Annotated in this window: 20 protein-coding genes; 19 read left to right on the top strand and 1 reads right to left on the bottom strand. The window is 63.9% G+C overall.

All coding sequences use genetic code 11. The annotated features are described in order from the left end of the window. A partial coding sequence (locus GPA27_RS18700; RefSeq protein ID WP_169141999.1) for a YybH family protein occupies positions 1-383 on the top strand: 383 nt, incomplete at its 5' end. Positions 384-387: 4 nt separating this feature from the next. Here GPA27_RS18700 and GPA27_RS18695 read toward each other — a convergent pair. Beyond that, positions 388-855: a DUF4124 domain-containing protein gene (locus GPA27_RS18695; protein WP_169141998.1), complete on the bottom strand. Its 468-nt coding sequence runs from the start codon at positions 853-855 to the stop codon at positions 388-390. 199 nt (positions 856-1,054) lie between these two features. Here GPA27_RS18695 and GPA27_RS18690 point away from each other — a divergent pair, with 199 nt between their 5' ends. The 18 genes from GPA27_RS18690 (at position 1,055) to GPA27_RS18605 (ending at position 19,551) form a co-directional block, all read left to right on the top strand. After that, positions 1,055-1,951: a helix-turn-helix transcriptional regulator gene (locus GPA27_RS18690; protein WP_169141997.1), complete on the top strand. Its 897-nt coding sequence runs from the start codon at positions 1,055-1,057 to the stop codon at positions 1,949-1,951. A gap of 583 nt (positions 1,952-2,534) precedes the next feature. Then, a complete protein-coding gene (gene bzdN / locus GPA27_RS18685; protein WP_169141996.1) occupies positions 2,535-3,674 on the top strand; it encodes a benzoyl-CoA reductase, bzd-type, subunit N in 1,140 nt (379 codons plus the stop codon). Between the two features lie 21 nt (positions 3,675-3,695). Next, a complete protein-coding gene (bzdO, locus tag GPA27_RS18680) occupies positions 3,696-5,006 on the top strand; it encodes a benzoyl-CoA reductase, bzd-type, subunit O (RefSeq protein ID WP_211165092.1) in 1,311 nt (436 codons plus the stop codon). 28 nt (positions 5,007-5,034) lie between these two features. Further along, complete coding sequence (locus GPA27_RS18675; RefSeq protein ID WP_169141995.1) at positions 5,035-5,844, top strand: acyl-CoA dehydratase activase; 810 nt, start codon at positions 5,035-5,037, stop codon at positions 5,842-5,844. Between the two features lie 38 nt (positions 5,845-5,882). After that, positions 5,883-6,788, top strand: coding sequence for a benzoyl-CoA reductase, bzd-type, subunit Q (gene bzdQ, locus GPA27_RS18670; RefSeq protein WP_169141994.1), 906 nt, complete (start codon positions 5,883-5,885; stop codon positions 6,786-6,788). Positions 6,789-6,879: 91 nt separating this feature from the next. Next, the gene (locus GPA27_RS18665) at positions 6,880-7,164 is read left to right on the top strand and encodes a ferredoxin (RefSeq protein WP_076600695.1); all 285 of its coding nucleotides are present in this window, start codon (positions 6,880-6,882) and stop codon (positions 7,162-7,164) included. A gap of 40 nt (positions 7,165-7,204) precedes the next feature. Further along, positions 7,205-7,501, top strand: coding sequence for a hypothetical protein (locus tag GPA27_RS18660; protein ID WP_246261240.1), 297 nt, complete (start codon positions 7,205-7,207; stop codon positions 7,499-7,501). Positions 7,502-7,550: 49 nt separating this feature from the next. After that, the gene (locus GPA27_RS18655) at positions 7,551-8,003 is read left to right on the top strand and encodes a GNAT family N-acetyltransferase (protein WP_169141992.1); all 453 of its coding nucleotides are present in this window, start codon (positions 7,551-7,553) and stop codon (positions 8,001-8,003) included. Positions 8,004-8,033: 30 nt separating this feature from the next. After that, on the top strand, positions 8,034-8,675 hold the full coding sequence (locus GPA27_RS18650; protein WP_169141991.1) for a CehA/McbA family metallohydrolase: 642 nt from the start codon (positions 8,034-8,036) through the stop codon (positions 8,673-8,675). 57 nt (positions 8,676-8,732) lie between these two features. Then, the gene (locus GPA27_RS18645) at positions 8,733-11,282 is read left to right on the top strand and encodes an FAD-dependent oxidoreductase (RefSeq protein ID WP_246261239.1); all 2,550 of its coding nucleotides are present in this window, start codon (positions 8,733-8,735) and stop codon (positions 11,280-11,282) included. Positions 11,283-11,292: 10 nt separating this feature from the next. Continuing rightward, positions 11,293-11,475, top strand: coding sequence for a hypothetical protein (locus tag GPA27_RS18640; protein WP_169141990.1), 183 nt, complete (start codon positions 11,293-11,295; stop codon positions 11,473-11,475). A gap of 45 nt (positions 11,476-11,520) precedes the next feature. Next, positions 11,521-12,300: an enoyl-CoA hydratase/isomerase family protein gene (locus GPA27_RS18635; RefSeq protein ID WP_076600689.1), complete on the top strand. Its 780-nt coding sequence runs from the start codon at positions 11,521-11,523 to the stop codon at positions 12,298-12,300. 168 nt (positions 12,301-12,468) lie between these two features. Continuing rightward, positions 12,469-13,536 carry a 6-hydroxycyclohex-1-ene-1-carbonyl-CoA dehydrogenase gene (gene had, locus GPA27_RS18630; protein WP_169141989.1) on the top strand — a complete coding sequence of 356 codons (1,068 nt, stop codon included), beginning with the start codon at positions 12,469-12,471 and terminating at the stop codon, positions 13,534-13,536. Positions 13,537-13,571: 35 nt separating this feature from the next. Beyond that, on the top strand, positions 13,572-14,702 hold the full coding sequence (oah, locus tag GPA27_RS18625) for a 6-oxocyclohex-1-ene-1-carbonyl-CoA hydratase (RefSeq protein WP_169141988.1): 1,131 nt from the start codon (positions 13,572-13,574) through the stop codon (positions 14,700-14,702). A 155-nt stretch (positions 14,703-14,857) separates the two neighbouring features. Further along, positions 14,858-15,604, top strand: coding sequence for an SDR family NAD(P)-dependent oxidoreductase (locus GPA27_RS18620; RefSeq protein ID WP_169141987.1), 747 nt, complete (start codon positions 14,858-14,860; stop codon positions 15,602-15,604). Between the two features lie 49 nt (positions 15,605-15,653). After that, entirely contained in the window at positions 15,654-17,255 is a 1,602-nt protein-coding gene (locus tag GPA27_RS18615; protein ID WP_169141986.1) for a benzoate-CoA ligase family protein, read from the top strand. Between the two features lie 62 nt (positions 17,256-17,317). After that, positions 17,318-18,505 (top strand): ABC transporter substrate-binding protein, encoded by a 1,188-nt coding sequence (locus tag GPA27_RS18610; RefSeq protein WP_169141985.1) that lies wholly within the window; start codon positions 17,318-17,320, stop codon positions 18,503-18,505. Positions 18,506-18,684: 179 nt separating this feature from the next. Continuing rightward, complete coding sequence (locus tag GPA27_RS18605; protein ID WP_169141984.1) at positions 18,685-19,551, top strand: branched-chain amino acid ABC transporter permease; 867 nt, start codon at positions 18,685-18,687, stop codon at positions 19,549-19,551. The last annotated feature ends 1 nt before the right edge of the window (position 19,552 follow it).

Genomic DNA, 19,552 nt, shown 5'->3' with positions numbered 1-19,552 from the left:
GGGCCCCAGCCGCCGAGAATGCTGCTCCGACGAATCCGCAAGGCGCCGAGACCTCAGTCCGGAATGCTCTGGATGCCTGGGCCGGCGCATGGTCTGCACGCAACATCGACGCCTATCTGGACCATTACGCTGCCGACTTCCGCCCGGCCGATGGTCGCCCGCTGGAGCAATGGCGTGCGCTGCGGCGGGAACGTATCGGCGGTGCGTCTTCGATCGACGTGAAGCTCTCGGACGTGAAGATCCTTGTCGACGGTGGTCGTGCCGTGGCGCAATTCCGACAGGATTACCGCAGCGATACGCTGAAATCCGTTGACCGGAAGACCGTCGTGCTCGATAACGTGGCGGGCAGCTGGCGCATCGTCGAGGAAAAGACGGGCAAGTAGACGTTCAATCGGCCGCGAGACATTCGCTGAAGTAGCGGTCCCGCAGCGTGCGCGCACGCAATTCGTGATCGCGCTTGTAGCGGTTTCGCCGCAGGTGTTGTCTGGCGTCCGCCTCGGCCCGTTCCGCACGCTCCTGGTAGCTCGCACAGCGCGCTGCGTGTGCCTGCCGCTCCGCGTCGCGCTGCTTGTGCTCGGCGCGTGCGCTGCGCTGCGCGACTTCCCGGGCGGATTCGATTTCGGTGACGAACCGTTGTTCCTTGCGTGCCCGGGTCCTTGCGGCCGCCTGTTCCGCCGGCTCGGGGACGCGCACGGAGAGGTCCATGTGTGCCCCGTCGTGTTCGCACGGGAGTGCCTGATAGCTTGCGTGGCCGTTGCCGGACACGCACTTGAACACCTGTGCCGGACAGGCGGGCGCGAAGAAGGTGGAAACCGTCGCAACGACGGCGAGGCTATGCAGTTTTCCGCGGTTCATGACTTTCACTTGCGGGTGGAGTCATGAATGATGCCATATGCATTATCCGGCGTCTCCTGCTTCGGCGCGGGAGCACTCGCGGGCAACTTTTTGCGGTTACCACGAATGCCCGGCGACCCATCCGCATGTTGCAATCGCGCCCAACCTTGAGCACTATAATTCACCGGCACTTTACTGCCGCACAAATAGGGGTAGCCCGATGTCCAACGACGAGAACTCATCACGGCTCAAACGCCCGGACCTGTCGTTAGAAGAGAACAACTACCTGCTGATGTTGGGCGACCGCATTCGCGACCTGCGAGCGCAGCGGGGAATGACACGCAAGATGCTGGCGCAGCAGTCCGGTGTGTCGGAGCGTTATCTTGCGCAGCTGGAAACGGGGCACGGCAATATCTCCATCATCCTCTTGCGTCAGATCGCGCAGGGGCTCGGCTTTCCCATCGTCGACCTCGTGCGCGAGGAGACGGAGCAGTCGCCCGAGTTGACGCTGCTGATCCAGTACCTGAGCCGTTTTCCGCCCAAGACGCATGACTGGGCGCGCCGGCTGCTCCAGAACGAGCTCGAATCGTCGGGGCGCAGCGCGCGCAGGCAGCGCATCGCCTTCATCGGCTTGCGCGGGGCGGGGAAAACCACGCTGGGGACGATGCTGGCCGAGCACCTCGGGGTGCCCTTCCTCGAGCTCGCGAAAGTGATCGAACAGGAAGCCGGGGCCGATCTGTCCGAAATCTTTTCGCTGTACGGCCAGACGGCATACCGCCGCTACGAGCGTCGCGGGCTGGAGTCGGTGGTCGCAAACAACGAGGCCTTTGTGCTGATCGCGGGCGGCAGCATCGTGTCCGAGCCGGCCAACTTCGATCTGCTGCTGTCATCGTGCTTCACGATCTGGCTGTGCGCATCCCCCGAGGAGCACATGGCGCGCGTCATGGCGCAGGGGGACTACCGCCCCATGCACGGCAACCAGGAGGCGATGGACGACCTGAAGCGCATCCTGGCTGGCCGGACGACCATGTACAGCAAGGCGGACGCCATCATCGATACATCCGGCCGAACGGTCGAGCAATCCTTCCTGGACATCCTCGAAGTCCTGGCACGCTGAGCGTGCATCACTGATCCGGCAAGAGGACTCGGGCCGGGCCAAGCTTGTCGAAGCCCTGCGGTGGGACTTCGATAAGGTAGGCGAAAGGTGCGTCCTGATCGCCGCCTGAGTCATCTGGCGCATGCAGTTTCGTGCGCGTCGGGTCCGGAACAACGCGCGAAGGCGCGCCAGCAGTCAGCAAGGCAAACCGGCCCCGAATATCTTCGAAAAAGCGGCTTCCGCAGTGCAGCATGCTGCATCCCGCGCTCCCGGTTTCTCTCTCGACATTCCCGTTTTACCTGCAAGCCCTTTGCGCCAAGCGTTCGAGAGGCGTGTCCGCTCGGACACGCTTCCCCCGGTCTCGCATTTCAGCGCGTGCTGCGATGCACCAAAATGCATTTGTTGCTGCATTGCGGCAAGCGCTGTTGCAGGTTTCTACCTAAGAAATGCAATCGAGTGCATGCAAACGTGTCCGACATTTGACTTAGATCAACATCGCCTGCACTGCAGTGCGTAACATGCGAAATCATGCAGTACAGGCACAATAATGCAGCAAGGGCGGACTCAGGGACGGGATCCGCAACACATCAGAGGAGATAGTTCGATGAGCGATGGTTTGTTCGACCAGTTCAAAACCTGGTACGAGAAGCGCCACGATTATGCACGCGACTGGAAGGCGCGGACAGGTGGCCAGGTGGTGGCAACGATGTGCACCTACACGCCGGAAGAGCTGCTGATCGCGGCCGGCATGCTGCCGGTGCGCGTCCTTGGTGCGCACGAGCCGCAAAACGTGACCGAGCCGCACATCTTCGGCATGTTCTGCCCGTTCTGCCGCGACTCGCTCGCGCAGGGCCTGCTGGGTCGCTTCGACTACGCGGAAGGCGTCACGCTGACCCAGTCGTGTATCCAGTATCGCCAGACCTTCGGTTCGTGGCGCCTGCACGTCCCCACCGTGAAGTGGGACTACTACGTGCCGATGCCCAACGAAGTCCAGTCGCCGCATGCCCGCAAGGCGCACTACGAGGAAGTGCAGTCCTTCCGTGTGTTCCTGCAGACGCTGATCGGCAAGGAAATCACCGACGCCATGCTGAGCGACGCGCTCGCCGTGTGCGACGAGAACCGCCGCCTGCTGCGCGAACTGTATGAATACCGCAAGGAAGCCGACCCGAAGGTCACCGGCGTCGAGGCGCTTTACGCATCGCTGACCGCGCAGTTCATCGACAAGCGCGAGCACAACGAGATGCTGAAGAAGACCCTCGCTGCGCTGCCGACCCGCAAGGTCGAGCGCAAGACGGGTGCGCGCTTCATGACCATCGGTTCCGAGAACGACGACATCGCCTTCATGGGCATGGTGGAGTCGGTTGGCGCGACCATCGTCATCGATGACCAGTGCTCCGGCAGCCGTTACTTCTGGAATGCCTCGAAGCCCGAAGGCGATGTCATCAAGGCGATCGCCGAGCGCTACTGCGATCGTCCGGCCTGTCCGACCAAGGATTACCCGGCCCACACCCGCTTCGACCACGTTCTCGGTCTGGCCAAGGAGTACGACGTTCAGGGCGCGATCTTCCTGCAGCAGAAGTTCTGCGATCCGCACGAGGGCGATTACCCGGATCTGAAGCGTCATCTCGAAGACAACGGCATTCCGACGCTGTTCCTCGAGTTCGACATCACGAACCCGATCGGCCCCTTCCGCATCCGCATCGAGGCATTCCTCGAGACGCTGAGCGAAGAAGAACTGTTCTGAACCGAGACTGCGGAGCTAACGATGAACGCAATGAACAAGTACCCCACCGAGCCGCTGAAGCTCTGGAAGAAAGCCAAGGAACTGCGCGAGCAGTACTACATGAACTACGCGCGGGCGAAGGAGAAGGGCGGCATCCGCTGGTCCGGCTCGGCCTGGGCGCTCGACGCCATTCCCGCCGGTCTTGGTGAGGACGTCTATTCGCTGACCGGCGAGCCGTACGCCGCAGCCGTCGCCCACGACCGCAAGTTCGCGAAGGAGTGCATGGACGCGGCCGAAGCCTACGGTTTCGCCCGTGACCTGTGCTCGTACATGCGGATCTACTGGGGTGGCATGCACCTGAACAAGTACGCCTTCGGCGGCGAGTTCCCGAAGCCCGACTTCGTGTTCCAGACGCAGATCTGCTGCTCGCACTCCAAGTGGTACCAGCACGTCGCGAAGGAAGAGAAGATCCCCGAGTTCTACCTCGACGTCGGCGTGGGTCCTTACAAGGACATGACGGACGCCCGTCTCGACTATGTCGCCAACCAGCTGCACGACGGCATCGCGTTCGTCGAGAAGGCCAGCGGCCGCAAGTTCGACGACGAGCTGTTCATCAAGGCGGTGAAGAACGAGATGCGTTCGACCTCCCGCTGGGCGGACATCTGCGCGCTGAACAAGGTGAAGCCGGCGCCGCTCGACGAGAAGACGATGTACTCGCTGTACGTGCTCTGCACGCTGTCGAAGTCGGCGCAATGGTGCGCGGATTTCATGGACGAGCTGTACGAGGAAGTGAAGGATCGCGTCGCCCGCGGCATCGCAGCCGTGCCGAACGAGACGATCCGCCTGATGACGGATACGCAGCCGCCCTGGTCCTTCCTGAAGATCTTCCGCTACCTCGAGACCTACGGTGCGGTGTCGATCGGCTCGCTCTACACCTTCGCGCTGGAAGGCATCTGGGAAGAGAAGGCCGATGGTACCTGGGGTGGCCGCACGCTGCCGTGGGACAAGGGCATCGAGATCAAGGATCGCGACACCGCGGTGCGCCTGTATGCCGACTGGAACCTGTCGAAGCCGCAGTGGCAGCACTTCTACGATCCCACCATCAAGAGCGACATGATGCTGCGCATCATCAAGGAATGGCAGGTCGACGGCGTGATGCTGCACCTGAACCGCGGTTGCGAAGGTCTGTCGGTCGGCATCATGGAAAACCGCCTTGCGATCGCGAAGTCGGGTACTCCGGTGATGACGTTCGAAGGAAACATGGGCGACGAGCGCGAGTTCGACGAAGTGCGCACTCAGGCACGGGTCGACGCCTTCATGGAACAGCTTGGCGTGCGCCGCCAGGCCGCCTGATCTGAAACAGAGCGAAGAGGAGACGAGAATGATTACCGCTGGAATCGATATGGGCTCCCGCAGCGTCAAGGTGGTGCTGCTGGAAGAAATCAAGGTGGAAGGTGCCAAGGAGCCGAGCTTCGCGGTCAAGAAGGCTCATCTGATGATGCCGGGTGATCTTGACGCCGACCAGGCTGCCGAAGCCGCCTTCAGCGCTGCGCTCGCTGAGGCAGGCGTGAGCCGTGACCAGGTGAAGTCGATCTTCGCCACGGGCGCTGGCCGTGGCCAGGTCGGCTTCGCCAACGAAGGCGTCACCGAGATGACTGCCGGGGCGCGCGGTGCAGTGTTCATGTATCCGCAGGCCCGCACCGTGGTGGACGTCGGTGCCGAGGAAGGTCGCGGCATCAAGACCGATCCGGACGGCAAGGCGATCGACTTCGCCGGTAACGAGAAGTGCGCCGCGGGTGCCGGCTCCTTCGCCGAGGCGATGAGCCGCGCGCTGCAGCTGTCGCTCAAGGAATTCGGCGAAGCCAGCCTGCGCTCCGACAAGAGCATCCCGATGAACGCGCAATGCACGGTGTTCGCGGAATCCGAAGTGGTGTCGCTGATCCACTCCTCGACGCCGAAGGAAGACATCGCCAAGGCGGTGCTGGATGCGGTGGCGAGCCGGGTGTGCGCGATGGTTCGTCGCGTCGGCATCGAAGGCAACGTCGTGCTGATCGGTGGCATGGGTCACAACCCCGGTTTCGTCCAGTCGCTGAAGAGCGCGATGGACGTTGATCAGGTGCTGCTGCCCGAAATGCCGGAATTCGTCAGCGCCATCGGCTGCGCGCTGATTGCGGCCGAACGCCAGCACTGAACCGATACGCGAAACGACACGGATAAAGGAGCGATCAAATGAATGCAGAAGTTGCTGCCGCCACCGCCGCCCCCGAGAAGAAGGAATTCTGGCGCTGGCAGGAAAACACCTGGTTCGACGAGACCAAGAACTGGAAGGACGCCAAGATCATCACCTGCGGCATCGACGTCGGTTCGGTGTCCTCGCAGGCGGTGCTGGTCTGTGACGGCGAGCTGTATGGCTACAACAGCATGCGCACGGGCAACAACTCGCCGGACTCGGCCAAGAACGCCCTGCAGGGCATCATGGACAAGATCGGCATGAAGCTCGAGGACATCAACTATGTCGTCGGCACCGGCTACGGCCGGGTGAACGTGCCCTTCGCCCACAAGGCGATCACCGAGATCGCGTGCCATGCCCGCGGCGCGAACTACATGGGCGGCAACCAGGTGCGCACCATCCTCGACATGGGCGGCCAGGACTGCAAGGCCATCCACTGCGACGAGAAGGGCAAGGTCACCAACTTCCTGATGAACGACAAGTGCGCAGCCGGTACCGGTCGCGGCATGGAAGTCATCTCCGACCTGATGCAGATCCCCATCGCCGAACTGGGCCCGCGTTCCTTCGACGTCGAGACCGAACCGGAAGCGGTGTCGTCGATCTGCGTGGTGTTCGCGAAGTCCGAAGCGCTGGGTCTGCTGAAGGCCGGCTACACCAAGAACATGGTGATCGCGGCTTACTGCCAGGCGATGGCCGAGCGGGTCGTGAGCCTGCTGGAGCGGATCGGTGTCGAGGAAGGCTTCTTCATCACCGGCGGCATCGCGAAGAACCCGGGCGTCGTGAAGCGGATCGAGCGGCTGCTGGGCATCAAGCAGGTCGAGACCAAGATCGACAGCCAGATCGCCGGCGCGCTGGGCGCGGCACTGTTCGGCTACACGCTGATGCAGAAGCAGGCCGCCAAGTAATTGGTGCCAGGGCCACGACCGTCGCCGGAACCCGCCTGAGGTATGGCGGGTTTCGGCGGGGCGCGGCGCAAACGAATCCAGGAGGACGAACATGATCGCGAACTACGGTTACAAGGACGGTTCCGGCGAGTATTACATCAGCATCGACACGGACAAGTGCATCGACTGTGCCGCGGATCGGGCCTGCCTGACCGCGTGCCCCAAGCACATGTTCGAAATCATCACCGACGACTATGACGACGAAGTGGCGTGGGTGAAGAAGGAGTGCACGCGCGCGCTCGCCTACGACTGCGCAGGGTGCAAGCCTGCGGGCGGCTACACCAGCCTGCCCTGTACCACCGCCTGTACGCCGGGCGCGATCAAGCATTCCTGGTAAGGAGAAGAACATGTTCCCGGCGATGACGGAGGGTTCCGCGATGAGCACGAAGAAGACGATCCCGATCAAGCTGGCGTCCGCCGTGCGCGAAGAGGACGTCGAGGAGCGGTTGCTGCGTGAAGGCTGGAAGCGGCTGACGACGATCGGCGAACCGCGCTTGTCCGAGATCGCCGAGGCTTACCGGGGCATGGGTTTCGAGGTGCACGTCGAGAGCTACAAGACGGAAGGCGATGGCTGTACGACCTGCCTCGACACCGATCAGGAAATGGGGAAGGTGATCGGCACGGTATACACGCGCCGCTCGGCGAAGCCCCAGCAGGAAGACGAACTGTTCTGAGAGGCGGTGACGCAAGAAAGCGCAACTGCCAACCAAAGGAGATAGGTAAATGTCTGACCAGAAGCGTGTGATGCGGGTGCTGAAGAAGGAAGACCTGAACGCGATCGTCGAGATCGACGCAGCAGGTTCAAAGCAGAACCGTCGCGACTACTACGAGCGCAAGCTCGATGCGATCCTGAACCCGAAGCACAATATCAATTCCTCGCTGGTGTGCGAGATCGACGGCAAGGTCGCCGGTTTCGTGATGGGCGACATCTATTTCGGCGAGTTCGGCATTCCGGATTCGACCGCGACCATCGACACGATCGGCGTCGATCCGCGCTTCCAGAACCGCGGCGTGGCGAGCGAACTGCTCGACCAGTTCATGATGAACATGAAGGCCGCGGGCGTGAAGAAGGTTTACACGCTGGTGAACTGGGACGACTTCGCGCTGGAGAAATTCTTCTCCCGCCAGCGCTTCTCGCCGTCCAAGCGCATCAACCTCGAGTACAGCGTTTCCTGAGCGGCCAAGCCGGCGCACGGAGTCCGTCCCATGTGGATCGATTGCCATTGCCATACCAAGTATTCCTACGACAACTGGCTCGAGCCGGTGGATCTGATCCGCCGCGCGAAGGAGCTGGGACTCGACGGGGTGTGCATCACCGAACATTACTCGTACGAAGCGTCGCTGCCGGTTGAACAGGTGGCGCGCGACGAGGGTTTCCTGGTGCTGCGGGGCGTGGAGATCGCAACCGATCGCGGGCACATGCTGGCATACGGTGTCGAGGATGACGGCTGGAACATCTGGGGGCGCGACAACTACCTCCCGATGAACGACGTCATCGAGCACATCAACAGCATTGGCGGAATCTGCGTGCCGGCCCATCCGTTCCGCGAGGTCGGGGTGTCGAGCCTGCTGCACGGCCTGCTCGACATCACCGGGATCGCCGCCGTGGAAACGCACAACGGCGGCAATCTCGACAGCGACAACGACCTGGCAATCAGTGCCGCTCGCCACATGGCCCTGCCTGCGCTGGGCGGCAGCGATTGCCACAAGACGATTGCCGTCGGACGGTGCGCGACGAAGTTCTCGCAGCCCGTGACCGACATGGCGAGTTTCATCGCAGCGGTGCGCGCGGGAGCGTGCCAGGGGAGCTACTACCCCGGCTACGTGCAACTCGCGCAGGCTGCCTAAGAACGGCTTGGACCGGGCACACGCGAAGCCCGGCGCAGAATAGAGGACGAGAGAGACATGGAAGCCGTACAGACATCGGAAATCAGGTGGTGGAACGCGAGCAAGCCGGTCGGGATGGCCGAGTACGGCGCGCCGGTGAAGCTGAGCATCGACGGCGTCGAGGTCGAGGCACCGGCGGGCGCGTCGGTCCTGAATGCGGCGACTGCCGCGGGCCTGTACATTCCGGTGCTGTGCGCGCACCCCGATCTTCCCCCGGCCGGCCAGCGCCGCGCGGGCGAGGGCGGCTGCAACCTGTGCATGGTCGAAATCGAGGGCACGGACGGTCTGTCCAAGGCCTGTTCGACCTCCGTCACGGCCGGCATGGTCGTGACGACGACGTCGGCGGCGATCAAGGAAGTGCGCCAGGCCAACCTGGCGAAGATCCTCGGCCCGCACCCGCATGTCTGCCTCACCTGTCCGCAGCGCGACGGCTGTTCGCGCTCGCAGTGCTCCTACGGCAACCCGCCGGAGACACGCTGCTGCACAATCTTCTCGTCCTGTGAGCTGCGCAAGGTTTCCGACTACATCGGCATCCCGAACACGACGCCGCCCTACAAGCCCGCGCAGCTGCCGATCATCAAGGACGAGCCGTTCTTCGATCGCGACTACAACCTGTGCATCGATTGCCGCCGCTGCCTCGTCGCCTGTAACGACGTGCGCGGCGTGGGCTGTCTCGAGGTGAAGGAAGTCGAGACGCCCCAGGGCAAGCGCACCTATGTCGGCACCATCGCGCCGACCCTGATCGAATCCGGCTGTACCTTCTGCCAGGCCTGTGTGACGGTGTGCCCGACGGGGGCACTGATGGACCGCACGCTCGACCCGGCCAAGCGCGAGGAGTCGATGGTGCCGTGCAAGAATGCCTGCCCGGCGGGCATCGACGTGCCGCGCTACGTGCAGCTCGCGGCGGAAGGCAAGTACGGCGAGGCGATCGCCGTGGTGCGCGAGCGGCTGCCGTTCCCGGGCATCCTCGGCCGTGCCTGCTTCGCGATGTGCGAATCGGCGTGCCGCCGCAAGGACCTCGACGATCCGCTGTCGATCCGCAATCTCAAGCGCATCGCCGCGGACAACGACACCGGCCTGTGGCGCGAGCATGCGAAGAAGCTGCCGGCGACGGGCAAGAAGGCGGCCGTGATCGGCGCCGGTCCGGCGGGCCTGACGGTGGCGTACTACCTCGCCAAGCAGGGCCACGGCGTGACCATCTTCGATGCACAGCCGGCCGCAGGCGGCATGGCGCGCTACGGTATCCCGTCCTATCGGGTGCCGGCGGAAGTCATCGACAACGAAGTCGCGGAAGTTTCGGCCCTGGGTGTCGAGTTCCGCTACGGTGCCAAGGTCGAGAGCGTCGATACGCTCTTCAACGATGGCTACGGCGCGGTGTTCGTCGGTATCGGCGCGCAGGGCGGCGACAGGCTGGGCATTCCCGGTGACGACCTGCCCGGCGTGGTCGACAGCCCCACCTACCTCAAGGCCGTGACGATGGGCCTTGTGAATACGCCCGAGGGTATCCAGACCGGCAAGAAGGTGGCGGTGATCGGCGGCGGCAACGTCGCGACGGACAACGCGCGTTCGTCGCGCCGCTTCGGTGCCGAGGTCGACATGGTGTATCGCCGCACCCGCGAGGAAATGCCGGCGCGCCTGGAGGAGTTCGAGGGCTGCGTGGAGGAGGGCGTGAATATCCGCTACCTGCTCGCGCCGAAAAAGATCGAGCCGGGCACCAACGGTTATCGCCTGCAGATCACGTACGCGAAGATGGCGCTCGGCGAGGCCGATGCGTCGGGCCGCCGCAAGCCGGTGGAGACTGGCGAGGAAGTCGTCGAGGGCGTCGATCTGGTGATCGCCGCGATCGGCCAGTTCCCGAATCGCTTCGAGGGTTTCGGCGTCGAGACCGACCGCAAGGGCCGCATCACGGTGCGCGAGGATTCGATGCTGACGAGCCGGCCGAAGGTGTATGCCGGCGGCGACTGCGTGCTCGGACCTTCGACGCTGATCGAGTCGGTCGCCCAGGGCCGCGTCGCGGCCTCCGCGATGGACGTGGTGCTCGGCGGCGACGGCGACATCTCGGAAGTGCTGCTGCGTGACGGCTGGGAGACCAGCCCCTACATCGGGCGCAAGGAAGGCTTCAACAAGATCCGCAAGTTCCACCCGATCATGCTGGCGCCTGAACAGCGCACCGGCTGGGACGAGGTCGAGCTGGGCTTCGACGATGCGACGGCACGCGCCGAGGCAGCGCGCTGCTTCAAGTGCAACCTCGCGCCGAAGATTGCCGACGCGGTGCTGCCGCCCGAGTCCTCGCTGAAGTTCGACGAGGCGACGATCGCCTCCGTGCCGACCGAGTCGGGCGTGTTCCAGTTGCTCGATGGCGACAAGAACGTGCTGATGATCAAGGGCGTGGAGAACCTCCGCGATGGCTTGATGGAGCAGCTCGAGCGGGGCGGCGACGCGACGAACTTCGTGTTCGAGGAAGCCGCACTCTTCACCTCGCGTGAAAGCCAGATGATCCAGGCCTACCTGCAGCAGTACGGAAAGATGCCGGGCGGCGGATCGGACGAGCTGGACGACCTGTTCTGAGGAGCACGCGATGGGACAGGTGATCGATTTCTGGTCGGCGGAGGAGCTCCGCCCGGCCATCAAGCCCGAGGCCAAGTGCCGATGCACGAACTGCGGCGCGGACCTGTGGCACATCCGCTGCGACGGCGAAGTGTGCTGTGCGGACTGTGACGCGGTCTGCCCCTACCGGCTGCAGATGAAGAACGAAAACTGAAACACCCGAAGACGCGCACAGCGAACGAGAACCAGGGGAGACACCATGAGTAAAGCGCAATTCCAGTTCATCACCTACGGCGTGGCCGACGGCCTCGCGACGCTGACGATCAACCGCCCGCCGTTCAACGTCCTCGACATCCCGACGATGGAGGAGATGAACGTCGCGCTCGATCTGTGCCAGGCCGATACCAGCGTGAAGCTGCTGATGATCACCGGTGCGGGCGAGAAGGCCTTCTCCGCCGGCGTCGAGGTCGCGGACCACACGCCGGACAAGGTCGACCGCATGATCGAGGTCTTCCACGGCATCTTCCGCCGCATGCAGCAGCTGCAGATCCCGACGCTCGCAGCGGTGAATGGCGTTGCGCTCGGCGGCGGCATGGAAGTCGCGATCGCGTGCGACATGCTCGTCGCGGCCTCCAATGCGAAGTTCGGCCAGCCCGAGATCAAGCTCGCGGTGTTCCCGCCGATCGCCGCGGTGCTGCTGCCGCGCCTGGTGCCGCCGGCCCGTGCGCTGGAACTCCTGCTGGGCGGCGAGAACATCGGCGCCGACGAGGCGAAGGCGATCGGGCTGGTGAACCGCGTGTTCGCGAAGGAGACCTTCGCCGCCGACGTGCAGGCCTTCGTCGCGCCCTTCATGGGCCTGAGCCGTGCCGCGCTCGCCAGCACGCGCAAGACGATCCGTGCCGTTGCAGACAAGCCCTTCGGCGCCGCGCTCGACACCGCGGAGAACATTTACCTGAAGGAGCTGATGAACACCGACGACGCGAAGGAAGGGCTGGCTGCCTTCCTGGAGAAGCGGAAACCGGTTTGGCGGAATACTTGAGAAATGTGATTAGCAGGTTCCTTCCCCTTCAAGGGGAAGGACAGGATGGGGATGGGTCTAGGTTGCGGTGAAGCATTAAACCCATCCCCACCCCGGCCCTCCCCTTGAAGGGGAGGGAGATAACCGCAGCGCCTCACATGACTACTGAAAGCTAAAGGGAGACAAAGCGTGATTCCTGAATTCATCGATACCTGGCAGATGACCGAGCCGGGCAAGCTGCAGAAGACCCGCGTGCCGATGCCCGAACTGGGGCCGGGCGACGTCGTCGTGAAGATTGCCGGCTGCGGCGTGTGCCATACCGATCTGTCCTACTACTACATGGGCGTGCCGACGGTGCAGAAGCCCCCGCTGTCGCTGGGCCACGAGATCTCGGGCACCGTGATCGGCGGCGAAGCGTCGATGATCGGCAAGGAAGTGATCGTGCCGGCCGTGATCCCCTGTGGCGAGTGCGAGCTGTGCAAGACCGGCCGCGGGAATCGTTGTCTCAGCCAGAAGATGCCGGGCAACTCGATGGGCATCTATGGCGGGTATTCGAGCCACATCGTCGCGCAGTCGAAGTACCTGTGCGTAGTCGAGAACCGCGGCAGCACGCCGCTCGAGCACCTCGCCGTGGTCGCCGATGCCGTGACGACGCCTTACCAGGCCGCCGTGCGCGCCGACCTGAAGAAGGACGACCTGGTGATCGTCGTCGGCGCGGCCGGTGGCGTCGGCAGCTTCATGGTGCAGACCGCCAAGGGCATGGGCGCGAAGGCCGTCATCGGCATCGACATCAATGAAGAAAAGCTGACGATGATGAAGGACTTCGGTGCCGACTTCATCATCAACCCGAAGGACAAGAGCGCGAAGGACGTCAAGGAGCTCTTCAAGGGCTTCTGCAAGGAGCGCGGCCTGCCGTCGAACTACGGCTGGAAGATCTTCGAGGTCACCGGCAGCAAGCCCGGCCAGGAGCTGGCGCTGTCGCTGCTGTCCTTCACCGGCAAGCTCGTCATCGTCGGCTACGGCACGGCCGAAACGAACTACATGCTGTCGAAGCTGATGGCCTTCGATGCGGAGATCATCGGCACCTGGGGCTGCCCGCCGGATCGTTATGCCGCCGTGCGCGACATGTGCCTCGACGGGCGCATCAAGCTCGGACCCTTCGTCGAAACCCGCCCGATGAGCCAGATCGAACAGGTGTTCGACGAGGCGCACCACGGCAAGCTCAAGCGTCGCGTCATCCTGACGCCCGATTTCTGATCACGCACACCACTGGACAAAACAGGAGACATCACATGGCACTCGATTGGCTGCGCCGCGACAACCACCTCAAGGATCACGCCCTCCTCGGCGAGGAGCATTTCGGCACCGAAGCGCCTTCCGTGATCTTCGAGAAGCGCCCCGTCACTGATCCGCAGGGCAACCAGGTCCCGGGCCTGTACGCCGCCTGGATCATCCTGAACAACCCGACGCAGTACAACTCCTACACGACCGAGATGGTCAAGGCGGTCATTGCAGGCTTCCAACGCGCGTCGTCGGACCGCTCGGTCGTGGCCGCGGTGTTCACCGCTGTCGGTGACAAGGCCTTCTGCACCGGCGGTAACACGGCCGAGTATGCAGGCTACTACTCGAAGCGCCCGAACGAGTATGGCGAATACATGGATCTGTTCAATGCCATGGTCGACGGCATCCTGAACTGCAAGAAGCCGGTGATCTGTCGCGTGAACGGCATGCGCGTCGGTGGCGGCCAGGAGATCGGCATGGCGACCGACCTGACCGTGACCTCCGACATGGCGGTGTTCGGCCAGGCCGGCCCGAAGCACGGCAGCGCGCCCGACGGCGGCTCGACCGACTTCCTGCCGTGGATGCTGAACATGGAGGACGCCATGTACAACTGCATCTCGTGCGAGCCGTGGAGCGCGTACAAGATGAAGGCGAAGAACCTCGTCACGAAGGTCGTTCCGGTGCTGAAGAAAGATGGCCAGTGGGTGCGCAACCCGCTCGTGCGCACCGACGCCTACGTCGACGACGGCGAGCTGGTGTACGGCGAACCCGTCTCCCCGGAGCAGGCGAAGGCAGCGAAGGAGCTGATCGGGCAATGCACGACGGACTTTGCGAAGCTCGACGAAGCGGTCAATGCGCTGGTGTGGAAGTTCACGAACCTGTTCCCGCATTGCCTGGTCAAGACGATCGAGGGCATCCGCGGCAAGAAGAAGTTCTTCTGGGATCAGCTCAAGGTCGCGAACCGCCACTGGCTGGCTGCGAACATGAACCACGAGGCCTACTTGGGTTTCACAGCGTTCGACAGCAAGAAGCAGACCGGCAAGGACGTCATCGACTTCATCAAGTACCGTCAGCTGATCGCCGAAGGCGCGATGTTCGACGAGAACTTCGCCGAGCAGGTGCTGGCGAAGCCGAAGGCCTGACGCCAGGGCGCCAAACGTTTCATAAGGTCTCTCCCTTCCCGGGGTGGTGGACGCGGCATTGGCCGTTTTCCTTCCACCCCGGCCTTTTCTGAAGCGGGGGAGCATTTGCAGTTCACCGGCGGTGCATCGCCGCCATGCGGTTAAAGGGGACTTGCATGCAGTTGAAGGACAGGGTCGCAATCGTGACCGGAGCGGGGCAGGGCATCGGCGCGGCGGTCGCGAAGGCGTACGGGCGTGAAGGCGCGAAGGTCGCAGTCATCGACCTGAATCTCGCCGCAGCCGACCGGGTCGCGGCACAGATCGTCGAAGCGGGTGGTCAGGCGATCGGCGTGGCCTGTGATGTCGCGAATCGCGAGCAGGTCGAGGCGATGGCCGCCAGGGTCAATGCCGAATGGGGCCGCATCGACATCCTCGTCAATAACGCCGGCATCACCCGCACGGCGATGCTCAGCAAGATGACGCCCGATCAGTGGAATCAGGTCTTGGCCGTGCATCTGACGGGTGCGTTCAACTGCCTGCAGGCGGTGGTCGGCGGCATGATCGAACGCCAGTACGGCCGCATCATCTACGTGACTTCTACAGCCGGCGTGCTCGGCACGATCGGGCAGATCAACTACAGCGCGGCCAAGGCCGGTGTGCTCGGCATGACCAAGAGCACCGCGAAGGAGCTCGCGCGCTACAACATCACCGCGAACGCGATCGCGCCGGGAGCGGCCACGCCGATGACCGAGACGATCCGCACCGACGATCGCTTCAAGGAAAAGTACCTCGACCGGATCCCGCTCGGGCGCTGGGCCGAGCCGGAGGAGATCACGCCGGTGTTCGTGTTCTTCGCATCCGACGCGTCGAGCTATGTCACGGGACAGATCCTTGCGGCCGATGGCGGAATGACGATTCACTGAGAGATCCGCAACGCCACGCCAGCAAGAACCATAAGTAGAGGAGGAGTAAATGGCAGAACTCAGCGTCGCGGATCAGAGTGTCAGTCCTCCGCGCATCACCATCCCGCGCGAGTACAACGCTGCGCACGACCTCATCGAGCGCAACCTGCGCGCCGGGCGCGGCAGCAAGACTGCGGTGATCGACCACGCGGGAAGCTATACCTACGCGCAGCTCGCCGAACGTATCGACCGCTTCGCGCATGCCTTGGGCGAACTGGGCATCCGCATGGAAGAGCGGGTGCTGCTGTGCTTGACTGATACCGTTGATTTTCCCACGGCCTTTCTCGGCTGCATCAAGGCCGGCGTCGTGCCGATTCCCGTCAATACGCTTCTGACGGCATCCGATTACACCTACATGCTGCGCGACAGCCGCGCGCGCGGCCTGGTCGTCTCGTCGGTCCTGTTGCCGGCCTTTTCCAGCGCGATCGAAGCCAGCCCGTTCGTCAAGAACGTCGTCGTCTCGGGCGGCGATGCGGGCACGCGCGGCGGACATCTCGATTTCGCCGAACTCATCGCATCCCCGCGCCCGCCGTACGAGGCGGCCCAGACCTGTTGCGACGATCCCTGTTTCTGGCTGTATTCGTCCGGTTCCACCGGCGCCCCCAAGGGGACGGTGCACCTGCACTCCAGCCTGATCAACACGTACGAGCTGTATGCGGCGCCGATCCTGGGTGTGCGCGAGGACGATGTCGTGTTCTCGGCGGCGAAGCTCTTCTTCGCCTACGGTCTGGGCAACGGCCTGACCTTCCCGCTCGCCGCGGGCGCCACCGCCGTGCTGATGGCCGAACGGCCGACGCCGGATGCGGTGTTCCGCGTGCTGCGCGAGCACCAGCCGACGATCTACTGCGGGGTGCCGACGCTGTACGCGTCGATGCTGGCGAGCCCGGCGCTCCCCGGGCGCGAGGAGCTGTCGATCCGCCGCTGCGCCTCTGCCGGCGAGGCCCTGCCGGCCGAAGTGGGCAAGCGCTGGACCGAGCATTTCGGCGTCGAGATCCTCGACGGACTCGGTTCGACCGAGATGCTGCACATCTTCCTCTCGAACCGTGCGGGGGACGTCCATTACGGCACCAGCGGCAAGCCGGTGCCGGGATACGAGCTGCGCCTGATCGGCGACGACGGCGAGGAGGTCGCGCCTGGCGAGGCCGGCGAGCTTCAGGTGCGCGGTCCCACCAGCGCGGCGCTCTACTGGAACAACCGCAGCAAGAGCCGCGAGACCTTCGTCGGCCAATGGACGCGCAGCGGCGACAAGTACAGCCAGGACGCTGACGGCAACTACGTGTATGCGGGGCGCAACGACGACATGCTCAAGGTCGGCGGCATTTACGTCTCGCCGATCGAGGTCGAATCGGCGCTCATCACGCATGCTGCAGTGCTCGAAGCGGCAGTGGTCGGAAAGGCGGACGATGACGGCCTGATCAAGCCGCTGGCCTTCGTCGTGCTGAAGCCCGGACGCATGCCCGCGGCGGATCTCGCCGACGAGTTGAAGCTCCACGTCAAGAGCAAGCTCGCTCCGTACAAGTACCCGCGGTGGCTAGAGTTCGTCGAAGAGTTGCCCAAGACGGCAACCGGCAAGATCCAGCGATTCAAGCTGCGTTCGCTGTCAGGGGCGTAGATCCCGCAGCCAGCACATAACCAGAGCCGCACGAAGCGGCCTAACCAAAGGAGGAGTGTGAAATGGAGCAAGGATTCAATCGCCGTCGTTTCCTGCTGTCCACTGCCGGTATCGCGGGAGGTCTCGCGTTGCCCGGCGCACCACTGTTCGCCCAAAGCGCAAACAAGATCCGTGTCGGGCTGATGCTGCCCTATACCGGAACCTACGCGGCGCTGGGGACCGCGATCACCAACGGGTTCAAGCTCGCCGTGGAGCAGGGTGGGGGCAAACTCGGCGGGCGCGAGATCGAGTACTTCACCGTCGATGACGAGTCGGATGCGGCGAAGGCGCCCGAGAACGCCAACAAGCTGATCAAGCGCGACAACGTCGACGTCCTGATCGGCACCGTGCATTCGGGCGTGGCGCTGGCGATGACCCGCGTCGCGCGCGAGACCAAGACGCTGCTGATCGTGCCGAATGCCGGCGCGGACGAGATCACCGGCCCGCTGTGTTCGCCCAGCATCTTCCGCACTTCCTTCTCCGCGTGGCAGCCCGCCTACGCGATGGGGCAGGTGATGGCCGAGAAGAAGCACAAGAACGTCGTCACGCTGAGCTGGAAGTACTCCTTCGGCGAGCAGTCGGTCGCGGGCTTCAAGGAAGCCTTCGAGAAGGCGGGCGGCAAGGTCGTGAAGGAAATGTACCTGCCGTTCCCGAACGTCGAGTTCCAGCCCTATCTCACCGAAATCGCGGCGCTCAAGCCCGACGCCGTGTTCGTGTTCTTTGCCGGTGGCGGTGCGGTCAAGTTCGTGAAGGACTACGACGCGGCCGGCCTGAAGAAGACGATCCCGCTCTACGGCTCCGGCTTCCTCACCGACGGCACGCTGGAAGCGCAGGGCGATTCGGCCGAGGGCATCCTGACCACACTGCACTACGCCGACGGCCTCGACATCGCCAAGGACAAGGCCTTCCGTTCCGCCTACGCGATGGCATTCAAGATGCAGCCGGACGTGTATTCGGTGCAAGGCTACGATGCGGCGCAGCTGTTCGCGGCGGGGCTGGCCGGCGTCGGTGGCGACGTCACGAAGCGCGAGGCGCTGATCGCAGCAATGGAGAAGGCGACGATCGACAGTCCGCGCGGGCGCTTCACGCTGTCGAAGGCGCACAACCCGGTGCAGGACATCTATCTCCGCAAGGTGGAGGCGAAGCAGAACAAGGTTATTTCGGTCGCCGCGAAGGCGCTGGCCGATCCGGCGCGCGGCTGCCGGATGTAACCCCGGTTGCCTGCCCCGGCGGGGCTTGTGCGGGCGTGCAGCAAAGGGGGCGCCCCCGCGCAGTACGAGCCCCGTCGGCGCGGCACCAGTGCTACGGCCTGCGTTCGCCATCCCGGTGGCGAATGCGCGATCCGCTTCACCTTCACTCGGGCGCCCGGTGCGCCCGGAGGGATACGGCGATGGATTTCTCGACCTTCCTGATCCAGTTGCTGAACTCGTTTCAGTACGGACTGCTGTTGTTCCTGGTGGCCAGTGGACTGACCCTGATCTTCGGCATCATGGGGATCATCAACCTCGCCCACGGCAGCTTCTACATGATGGGCGCCTACATGGCGTTCTCGCTCACCGCCCTCTCGGGCAACCTCCTCGTCGCGATTGTGGTGGGCGTCGCGTTGAGCGTGCTGATCGGCTTCCTGCTCGAGTGGGCGTTGTTCAGCAGGCTGTATAAACGCGACCACCTGGACCAGGTCCTGCTGACCTACGGCCTGATCCTGATCTTCGAGGAGCTGCGCAGCCTGCTCGTCGGCGACGACGTGCACGGGGTGCCGATCCCCGAGCTGCTGTCGGCGTCGATCCAGCTCAGCGAAACGCTGAGCTATCCCGTCTACCGGCTGTTCATGTCCGCCGTCTGCATCCTGCTCGCGATCGTGATGTACTGGCTGATCCGCCACACGCGCCTCGGGATGATGATCCGCGCGGGCAGTTCGAACCGCGAGATGGTGCAGGCGCTGGGCATCAACATCGACCTGATCTACCGCATCGTGTTCGGCCTCGGGGTCACCCTCGCGGCCTTCGCCGGGATGCTTGCGGCCCCGGTGTCGTCGGTGTATCCCGGCATGGGCAACCAGGTGCTGATCATCTGCTTCGTCGTCGTCGTGATCGGTGGCGTCGGGTCGGTGTGGGGCGCGCTGGTCGCCGCGCTGCTGATCGGCCTGGCCGATACCTTCGGCAAGGTCATCGCGCCCGACTATGCGGGCCTTGCCGTGTATGTGCTGATGGCCGCGGTGCTGCTGTGGCGGCCCGAAGGCATCTTCCGGAGGATCTGAC

The organism is Aromatoleum toluolicum, from assembly GCF_012911005.2.
GTDB lineage: Bacteria > Pseudomonadota > Gammaproteobacteria > Burkholderiales > Rhodocyclaceae > Aromatoleum > Aromatoleum toluolicum.
Note: the sequence above shows the minus strand (reverse complement) of the source record. Positions and strands in the feature narration are given on the sequence as shown.

Excerpts from the sequence above, each read along its gene's own strand:
- GPA27_RS18645 (WP_246261239.1), top strand. The coding sequence starts at position 8,733 with ATGGAAGCCGTACAGACATCGGAAATCAGGTGGTGGAACGCGAGCAAG.
- oah (WP_169141988.1), top strand. The coding sequence starts at position 13,572 with ATGGCACTCGATTGGCTGCGCCGCGACAACCACCTCAAGGATCACGCC.
- GPA27_RS18695 (WP_169141998.1), bottom strand. The coding sequence starts at position 855 with ATGAACCGCGGAAAACTGCATAGCCTCGCCGTCGTTGCGACGGTTTCC.
- GPA27_RS18610 (WP_169141985.1), top strand. The coding sequence starts at position 17,318 with ATGGAGCAAGGATTCAATCGCCGTCGTTTCCTGCTGTCCACTGCCGGT.
- GPA27_RS18640 (WP_169141990.1), top strand. The coding sequence starts at position 11,293 with ATGGGACAGGTGATCGATTTCTGGTCGGCGGAGGAGCTCCGCCCGGCC.
- GPA27_RS18690 (WP_169141997.1), top strand. The coding sequence starts at position 1,055 with ATGTCCAACGACGAGAACTCATCACGGCTCAAACGCCCGGACCTGTCG.
- GPA27_RS18650 (WP_169141991.1), top strand. The coding sequence starts at position 8,034 with ATGTGGATCGATTGCCATTGCCATACCAAGTATTCCTACGACAACTGG.
- GPA27_RS18655 (WP_169141992.1), top strand. The coding sequence starts at position 7,551 with ATGTCTGACCAGAAGCGTGTGATGCGGGTGCTGAAGAAGGAAGACCTG.
- GPA27_RS18615 (WP_169141986.1), top strand. The coding sequence starts at position 15,654 with ATGGCAGAACTCAGCGTCGCGGATCAGAGTGTCAGTCCTCCGCGCATC.
- GPA27_RS18660 (WP_246261240.1), top strand. The coding sequence starts at position 7,205 with ATGAGCACGAAGAAGACGATCCCGATCAAGCTGGCGTCCGCCGTGCGC.
- GPA27_RS18620 (WP_169141987.1), top strand. The coding sequence starts at position 14,858 with ATGCAGTTGAAGGACAGGGTCGCAATCGTGACCGGAGCGGGGCAGGGC.
- GPA27_RS18675 (WP_169141995.1), top strand. The coding sequence starts at position 5,035 with ATGATTACCGCTGGAATCGATATGGGCTCCCGCAGCGTCAAGGTGGTG.
- GPA27_RS18665 (WP_076600695.1), top strand. The coding sequence starts at position 6,880 with ATGATCGCGAACTACGGTTACAAGGACGGTTCCGGCGAGTATTACATC.
- GPA27_RS18635 (WP_076600689.1), top strand. The coding sequence starts at position 11,521 with ATGAGTAAAGCGCAATTCCAGTTCATCACCTACGGCGTGGCCGACGGC.
- bzdQ (WP_169141994.1), top strand. The coding sequence starts at position 5,883 with ATGAATGCAGAAGTTGCTGCCGCCACCGCCGCCCCCGAGAAGAAGGAA.
- GPA27_RS18605 (WP_169141984.1), top strand. The coding sequence starts at position 18,685 with ATGGATTTCTCGACCTTCCTGATCCAGTTGCTGAACTCGTTTCAGTAC.
- bzdN (WP_169141996.1), top strand. The coding sequence starts at position 2,535 with ATGAGCGATGGTTTGTTCGACCAGTTCAAAACCTGGTACGAGAAGCGC.
- bzdO (WP_211165092.1), top strand. The coding sequence starts at position 3,696 with ATGAACGCAATGAACAAGTACCCCACCGAGCCGCTGAAGCTCTGGAAG.